Raw genomic sequence first — 7,112 nt, 5'->3', positions numbered from 1 at the left:
AGCCTTCGCCCTCGAGTTCGATAATCTTGTCGGCGAGGTTGTCGACGATATAGGTGTCATCGCCCGTACCGCCGATCAGGGTATCGATGCCGGCACCGCCGTCGAGGTAGTCGTTGCCGGCACCGCCTTGCAATTGGTCATTGCCTGCGCCGCCGCTGAGTTGATTATTACCATCGTTGCCGATCAGTACATTGTTCAGTGCGTTGCCAGTGCCACTGAGGTTGGCATTGCCGGTCAGTGTGAGGTTTTCCAGGTTGGCACCCAAGGTCCAATTGACTGAAGAGCGAACAGTGTCGATTTCGCTGGCTAGGGTACTGGTTTCTATAACCTGATCGTTCAGGTCGTCGACCACATAGGTGTCGTTGCCGGTGCCGCCGATTAGTGTGTCTGTTCCTGCACCACCGTCCAGTAGGTTGTTGCCAGCGTTCCCGGTGATGCGGTTGTCGAGTTCATTGCCAAGCCCATCGATATTGTCTTTTCCGGTCAGGGTCAGTATTTCCAGATTGGCCCCAAGGGTGAAACTAACGGAGGACAGGACAGTGTCTATTTCGCTGGACAGGGCACTGGTCTCAGTCACTACATCGCCAATGTTGTCGACAATGTAAGTGTCGTTGCCCAGTCCACCGATCATCGTGTCCTTGCCGGCGCCACCGTCCAGTACATTATTCAGCGTATTGCCGATCAGAGTGTCGTCATTGGCAGATCCCACCGCATTCTCAATTTGGCTGCCATAGGCTATCGCCAGTCCGCTGTTGACCAGCGTCTGGTTCTTCAGGTCGACAAAAGCTTTACCAATGGTGCTGAAGTGACCTTCATTGAGATCAATGCTTACTGCGGTCAATTGATTGCTGGCGTTGATTGTATCGATGCCGCCGCTGTCCCAGATGGTCTCGAAAACAGATTGATCGGCGGCCCATTGATAGGTTGTGTTGCCGTTCTGCCACAACTTGTTGGCGCCATACAGGCGTTGTATCGCCAGGATATCCAGGAGCATTGGCGTGGTGGGCTCGTAGGAATAGGCGTTGTTGTAGCTCATCAAGGTGAAGCGCACGTCATCCAGTTCGGGCGTCAGGATCGTGCTGTTGCTACTGCTGGCACTGAATGGATGCTTGAGGCCCAAAGCATGGCCAATCTCATGCATGAACGTCATGTAGTCATAAGTGCCTTTGACTGGCATATCGCTATTGGTAGAGGGGCTGATCCATACATCCCCAGCATTTGGCGAGCGGCCGGGAAAGTATGCCCAGGCCGCCGCGTCATCATCCATGTAGGAGTAGCCGCCAAAACGCAGATCACCCACATTGCTTGGTGTTTCCGGCACCAGGGTGAACTGAATATTGGCTACCGCCGACCATTTACCCAGTGTTTCAGTTACAGCGATCTTCTGTTGGGCGGTCAGGGCATAGCTGGCCGTGTACTCGTTGTCACTGGAATAGTTGCGGGCGAACACTGACTGGAATGGTGTGATGAAACTGTAGCTCAGCCGAGTGGTGAAAATGCTGTTGCTCCACTCGCTGGATCCCCACGCCGTACCAGCCAGGAGGCTGTCGAGGTAAGGATTGCCGGTGAGTTGTTGCAGCGACCAACTAGAGGAAGAAGTGAGTGGAGAAGGCATTTTCAAGACCCGAACTAACTGCGGTCCATCCCAGTGTGACCGCTACAGGCGGCGATTTTGCATCAGAAATTATTTGCTTGATATTGTTTTGATATTATTTTTGGCGTCAAATTTATGTTTCTGATCATTGTTCATATAAATCAATAAGTTAGATTCATGGCTCTTTGGTTCTCAGTTATTTGGGCCGCAGTTGTGTTCCTGCGTTTCCGGTGGCGCAGAAGTGCTAGCAAGGGCCTCGGCGAAGTCCAGGGTGACGGCAAAATGCTGTTGCTTGACGATGACTTCGATATGCCAGCCTAACTTGGCGCATAACTGGCGCATCAGTTCCAATCCCAGACCGTAGCCGAAGTCACTGGACTCTTCCGTCGGTTTGGCTTCTCGGATGCGATTGACTATGCGCAGCTGCGGATAGTTGAAATTGATCTCTACGCTGCCTTCTTCAGCGTACTGCAGGGCATTGCGCAGGAAGTTGCCGACAACAATGCGGCAGGCGGTAAGTGGCAGGCGGCATGGGGTGCTGCTGATATCGAGCAGCAGCTCGATGCCCCGTTTGCCAATCAGGTAGCGATGTTCCTCGATCAACTCCGTGACCAGGCCGCTCATGTCGATGGCTTCTTCTGGCAAGGCTTCAGGCAGTTCCCGGCTCATCCAGAGGAGGGTTTCGGCGATGCGCTGCATGTTCAATACCGAGCGCTCGATCCGCTGCAGGGGCGGCGGCAGGACGCCGCCGGATTGCAGGGTCAGCAGTTCGATATTGGCCTTGAGCACCGCCAGCGGGGTGCGCAGTTCATGGCTGGTGTAGCGCAGCAGGCGGCCTTCGCGCAGGCTGGCGGCCTGCACCTGCTGCACACTTTGGGCCAGGGCACCGGCCAGCACGTTGAATTCCTTGAAACCGAAATTCGGCCGCTGGCTGGACACTGCATCCGCATCCTTGAGAGTCGAGGACCATTGGGCCAGGCGCTCCAGTGGCCGAACCAGCCACCACACCAGCAGGGCAATGATGATCAGCGCCGGGACGAACACCGCCAGGCTGATGAAGTTGACGCCGCGCAGCTCGCGGTCGAGGTAGGCGTCGGACAGCGGCGTTTCCACTTCGCCGCCCTCTTCCTGATCGTGGTCGACGTCGTACATGTATAGGGTCTTGCCGTCGCTAAGCGGCTGGGCCAGCACCGCCCGCCCTTCATCCTCGTTATCGGAATCCAGGTCGCCGAACACTTGCACCGCGCCGAAGGACAGGCTGGGCGGGGTGTCCAGCATCTGACGGATTTTCTCCGGCAGGGCTTCCTTGCCGATGACGCTGGTATAGAAGTAGTTGTGCGGCGGCGGGGTGGTGGGGTCCTTCTTGTAGTGCCTGGCGAAATACTGGGCTTCCTCTTCCATCATGGCGCTGGCGGTGTAGAGCAGGCCGCGCACGCTGTATTCGGGCAGCAGCAGGCTGTAGATCAGCAAGACGACGGCGATCAGCAGCAGGAAGCTGCCGCTGATCACCCATTTCAGGCCCAGACCGTTACGCATGTGACCTCAGCTGTATGCCAATACCGGGGAGGGTGTGGATCAGCGGTTGGCCGAAGGATTTGTCCACGGTCTTGCGCAGCCGGTGCATGTGCACCTTGAGGGTATTGCTGTCCGGCGGCTCATCGCCCCAGATGGTCGCTTCCAGGCGTTCCCGGGTCACGGGTTCCGGGCTGGCGCGCATCAGGCATTCCAGCAATGTCCAGCAAATGGGTGACAGGTGCAGTTCCTGGCCCGCGCGGCTGACCTTGCGGGTGGTCAGGTCCATGATCAGGTCGGCCACTTGCAGGCGGCTGGCCTGGCCGCTGCGGCGCATGCTCAGGGCGCGGATGCGAGCGACCAGCTCCGCCAGCTCGAAGGGTTTGACCAGGTAGTCGTCGGCCCCGGCGGCAAAGCTGGCGAGCTTGTCGGAAAGGGCGTCCAGTGAGGTGAGCATCAGGATCGGCGTCTGGCTGCCGTGCTGGCGCAACTGTTGGCACAACTGCTGGCCGTCCAGTCGCGGCAGCATGATGTCGAGGAGGATCACGTCGTAGTGCTGGTTCAGAGCCAGGTTAAGGCCGGTCTGGCCGTTGCTGGCGTGGTCGCAGACGATGCCGCTGATTTCCAGGTATTCGATGATGGTATTTGCCAGGTCGAGGTTGTCCTCGACCAGCAGCAGGTTGATATGCACGGGTATGTCCCCCTGGACCCTAGGCGCTCAGGGGAGGAAGGATAGCGGAGTCGGGTAGGGTTCTACCGATGTTTACCCAGTGTTAACCCCGCGCGGCCTAGGCTGGGGTTCAACTCATCTGGAGCGTCATCTGCCATGAACCTGTCTTCAGTGGTCAAAGGTCTATTGTTGCTCATGATTGTCCTGGTCCTGATGGCCTGTGTACTACCCTCCAGGGTGCCTTTGGTGCGCCTGGGGCAGGGTGGCCCATTGAGTTGGTTGGTGATTGGGCAGGGCAAGGAGCAAATAGGGTCGGATTATGTCGCCAGTGCTTTCTGATGACTCCGGCGCCCGTTACACCGATCAGTTGGTGGGGTGTCTGGTGCTGATTCTCTGTGTATCGATTTCCCTCGGGGTATACATCGTGCGCCTGAATGCGCAGATCGACAGTCAGCGCGAACTGGCGCCGGTGCGCTTGCTCGAATGTGGCCAGGGCCGTGGAGCCTTTATCGTCGATCCCTATGGTCAGCGCAGCAGCAGTGACAATTGTTATCTGGTGGATGAGGACGACTAGCCTCGGGCCCGCTCGGTGCGCGGAATCTGCGCCGTGAGATTCAAACGCAAGAAACGTGGTTCTTGCGCTTGAATCTCCCTTTACAGTGCAGGCTATCGAGAGGGCGGTGCGGCCGGCGCGACAGGCCCGCCTGACGCCTCTGGCGCACTGAAGGAGAGCTGAGATGTCCTGCGTATTCAAATCTATGGCGTCCCCTGTTGGCCAACTGACCCTGGTGGCCAGAGGGCGCAAGTTGGCGGCGATTCTCTGGGAGCACGAACGGCAGAATCGGGTTCGTCTCGGGCCGTTGCAGGAGGCGCCTGATGATCCGCTGTTGCGGGAAACCGAGCGTCAGTTGCAGGAGTACTTTGCCGGCGACCGTGAGCGTTTCGAGCTGGAGCTGGATTTTGTCGGCACCGAGTTTCAGTGTCAGGTCTGGCAGGCGCTGTTGACCATTCCTTTCGGTGAAACCCGCAGCTACGGCCAGATTGCCCGACAGATCGGCCACCCCAAGGCGGTACGGGCAGTCGGGGCGGCCAATGGCCGTAACCCGATTTCGATTGTTGCGCCCTGTCATCGAGTGATCGGCGCTTCGGGAAGCCTGACCGGCTTTGCCGGTGGGCTGCAAGCCAAGCAGTATCTGCTGGCTCTGGAGGGCGAAGAGACGTTGCCACTGAGGTTCTGAGTCAGCAGTGACGGCGAGCTGTGCCAGAATGGCCGATCGTTTTTTCTGGAGCCTTGCCATGAGCGCCGTCCTACCCAGCCTGATCCGCGAGACCTTTCCCGTCGGTCCGTTGCAGTGCAACTGCACCATCATCGGCGACCCGCTGACCAAGAAAGCCATAGTGGTCGATCCGGGCGGCAATCCGGATTTGATCATGGCCCGCCTCGATGCCCTGGGGCTGAAGGTGGTGAGCATCATTCATACCCATGCTCACCTGGACCATTTCCTGGCCTCGGGGCAGATGAAGGAAAAGACCGGTGCCACCTTGCATCTGCACAAGGACGACCAGTTCCTCTGGGACAACCTGGAGATGCAATGCAGCATGTTCGGCGTGCCCTTTACCCCGGTGCCCTCACCGGACCGCTGGCTGGATCACGAGGAAGAGTTGGCCTGTGGTTGCGGCGTGGCCTTGCATACCCCCGGGCATACCCCGGGTTCCATGAGCTTTTGGTTTTCTGAAGCTAAGCTTCTGATTGCCGGCGACACACTGTTCAAGCGTGGGGTCGGGCGTACGGACTTGTGGGGCGGAGATCAGGCCACCCTGGTGCGTTCGATCAAGCAGCGTCTGTATACCCTCGACGAAGACGCCACGGTGGTTGCCGGGCACGGTCCAGACACCCGCCTGGGGGATGAGATGCGTCAGAATCCGTTCGTGAGGGCCTGAGGATTTGCTCTGCTGTTCACGGAATTTTTGCCGTTTCGCGTGTTCCAACGCCAGCAAAGGTCTGTTGCCAACGTCCGCTGCACCACAGAATGCAAAAAGTAGGAGCTTTCCATGTTCACCTCGCGTCGTTTGATTGTTGTCGCTACTGCTGTGGCCTTGTTGTCCGGCTGCGCTTCGCCTAACCCCTATGACAATCAGGGGCAGGCCGACGGCGGCTCGTCGGGCATGAGCAAAACTGCAAAATACGGTGGCCTGGGTGCCCTGGCCGGTGCCTTGGCCGGTGCCGCCATCGACCACAACAACCGTGGCAAGGGGGCGCTGATCGGCGCCGCCGTGGTGGGGGCGTCCGCCGCCGGTTACGGTTACTACGCCGACCAGCAGGAGAAGAAGCTGCGCGCCAGCATGGCCAATACCGGGGTTGAAGTGCAGCGTCAGGGCGATCAGATCAAGCTGATCATGCCGGGCAACATCACCTTCGCCACCGACTCGGCGAACATCGCTCCCAGCTTCTATCAGCCGCTGAACAACCTGGCCAACTCCCTGCGCGAGTTCAACCAGAACCAGATCGAGATCGTCGGCTACACCGACAGCACCGGCAGCCGCCAGCACAATATGGACCTGTCCCAGCGCCGTGCCCAGAGCGTGGCGACCTATCTGACGTCCCAGGGCGTGAGCAGTGCCAATCTGTCCGCTCGCGGCGCCGGCCCGGACAACCCGATTGCCAGCAATGCCGACGTCAATGGTCGCGCGCAGAACCGTCGGGTGGAGGTCAACCTCAAGGCGATTCCGGGCCAGCAGTATCAACAGCCGAACCAGCAGTACCAGCAGCCCTACCAGCAGCAAGGTCAGCAGTACTAAGAGCATCCCTGACCGAGCTGGCTGAACCCCAGGCACAAAAAAGCCCGCCCGATGCAGATCGGGCGGGCTTTTTAATGGCTGAGGCGTATTACTTCTTCAGGCCGTATTGCTCATCGAGCATGCCGGGGGCATTCGGCGTCTTTGGCGCGTAGTCCCGTGGTGGCTCCTGGTCCCGCGGTGGTGTCAGGCGTTCACGCGGAGCCTGCACCGACTCCGAGTGCAGAGCGGCCAGCAGGCGCTGGCGGGTCAGTTCGTCCAGGGCCAGGCGGTTGGCGCCCTCGGCGAGATGGTCCTGCACTTCCTGATAGCTCTGGGTGAGTTTTTTCACCAGGGTGGCGGTGCTGTTGAAGTGGGTGACCACTTCGTTCTGATAATTGTCGAAACGTTCCTGAATATCGTCCAACTGACGCTGCGTGCGGTTAGGCGCGGCATTGGGCAGCAGGCGAGCAACCAGGAATCCAATGGCGACACCCGCGACCAGGGCAAGAGTCGGCAACAACCAAACTAAGAGCGAGTGTTCCACGAGTCCTTCCTCTA

The 7,112-nt window shown here is 58.9% G+C and carries 8 protein-coding genes; 4 read left to right on the top strand and 4 right to left on the bottom strand.

Translation table 11 applies throughout. The features are described 5' to 3' along the window. From GWQ44_RS25600 to GWQ44_RS25590, 3 genes are all read right to left on the bottom strand, one after another. On the bottom strand, positions 1-1,615 hold a 1,615-nt coding region (locus tag GWQ44_RS25600; RefSeq protein WP_275928530.1), incomplete at its 3' end, for a M10 family metallopeptidase. A gap of 171 nt (positions 1,616-1,786) precedes the next feature. After that, a complete protein-coding gene (locus GWQ44_RS25595; RefSeq protein WP_103740516.1) occupies positions 1,787-3,130 on the bottom strand; it encodes a HAMP domain-containing sensor histidine kinase in 1,344 nt (447 codons plus the stop codon). Continuing rightward, complete coding sequence (locus GWQ44_RS25590) at positions 3,123-3,797, bottom strand: response regulator transcription factor (protein ID WP_016963924.1); 675 nt, start codon at positions 3,795-3,797, stop codon at positions 3,123-3,125. The genes GWQ44_RS25595 and GWQ44_RS25590 overlap by 8 nt, the downstream gene beginning before the upstream one ends. A 298-nt stretch (positions 3,798-4,095) precedes the next feature. Here GWQ44_RS25590 and GWQ44_RS25585 point away from each other — a divergent pair, with 298 nt between their 5' ends. The 4 genes from GWQ44_RS25585 (at position 4,096) to GWQ44_RS25570 (ending at position 6,575) form a co-directional block, all read left to right on the top strand. Further along, the gene (locus tag GWQ44_RS25585) at positions 4,096-4,350 is read left to right on the top strand and encodes a hypothetical protein (protein ID WP_253165753.1); all 255 of its coding nucleotides are present in this window, start codon (positions 4,096-4,098) and stop codon (positions 4,348-4,350) included. A 163-nt stretch (positions 4,351-4,513) separates the two neighbouring features. Next, positions 4,514-5,014, top strand: a complete 501-nt coding sequence (locus GWQ44_RS25580) for a methylated-DNA--[protein]-cysteine S-methyltransferase (RefSeq protein WP_016963920.1) — start codon at positions 4,514-4,516, stop codon at positions 5,012-5,014. 58 nt (positions 5,015-5,072) lie between these two features. Next, positions 5,073-5,717: an MBL fold metallo-hydrolase gene (locus tag GWQ44_RS25575; protein ID WP_103740514.1), complete on the top strand. Its 645-nt coding sequence runs from the start codon at positions 5,073-5,075 to the stop codon at positions 5,715-5,717. 111 nt (positions 5,718-5,828) lie between these two features. Continuing rightward, a complete protein-coding gene (locus GWQ44_RS25570) occupies positions 5,829-6,575 on the top strand; it encodes an OmpA family protein (protein ID WP_047306025.1) in 747 nt (248 codons plus the stop codon). 88 nt (positions 6,576-6,663) lie between these two features. Here GWQ44_RS25570 and GWQ44_RS25565 read toward each other — a convergent pair whose 3' ends face one another. Next, positions 6,664-7,098, bottom strand: coding sequence for a DUF1043 family protein (locus GWQ44_RS25565; protein ID WP_011063336.1), 435 nt, complete (start codon positions 7,096-7,098; stop codon positions 6,664-6,666). Positions 7,099-7,112: the final 14 nt, after the last annotated feature.

The organism is Pseudomonas sp. 3MA1, from assembly GCF_029237275.1.
Classification (GTDB): domain Bacteria; phylum Pseudomonadota; class Gammaproteobacteria; order Pseudomonadales; family Pseudomonadaceae; genus Aquipseudomonas; species Aquipseudomonas fluorescens_AP.
The sequence above is the reverse complement of the archived record's forward strand: the minus strand, read 5'-3'. Positions and strand labels throughout refer to the sequence as shown.

Coding starts and splice junctions, on each gene's coding strand:
- GWQ44_RS25575 (WP_103740514.1), top strand. CDS start 5,073: ATGAGCGCCGTCCTACCCAGCCTGATCCGCGAGACCTTTCCCGTCGGT.
- GWQ44_RS25595 (WP_103740516.1), bottom strand. CDS start 3,130: ATGCGTAACGGTCTGGGCCTGAAATGGGTGATCAGCGGCAGCTTCCTG.
- GWQ44_RS25580 (WP_016963920.1), top strand. CDS start 4,514: ATGTCCTGCGTATTCAAATCTATGGCGTCCCCTGTTGGCCAACTGACC.
- GWQ44_RS25570 (WP_047306025.1), top strand. CDS start 5,829: ATGTTCACCTCGCGTCGTTTGATTGTTGTCGCTACTGCTGTGGCCTTG.
- GWQ44_RS25585 (WP_253165753.1), top strand. CDS start 4,096: ATGTCGCCAGTGCTTTCTGATGACTCCGGCGCCCGTTACACCGATCAG.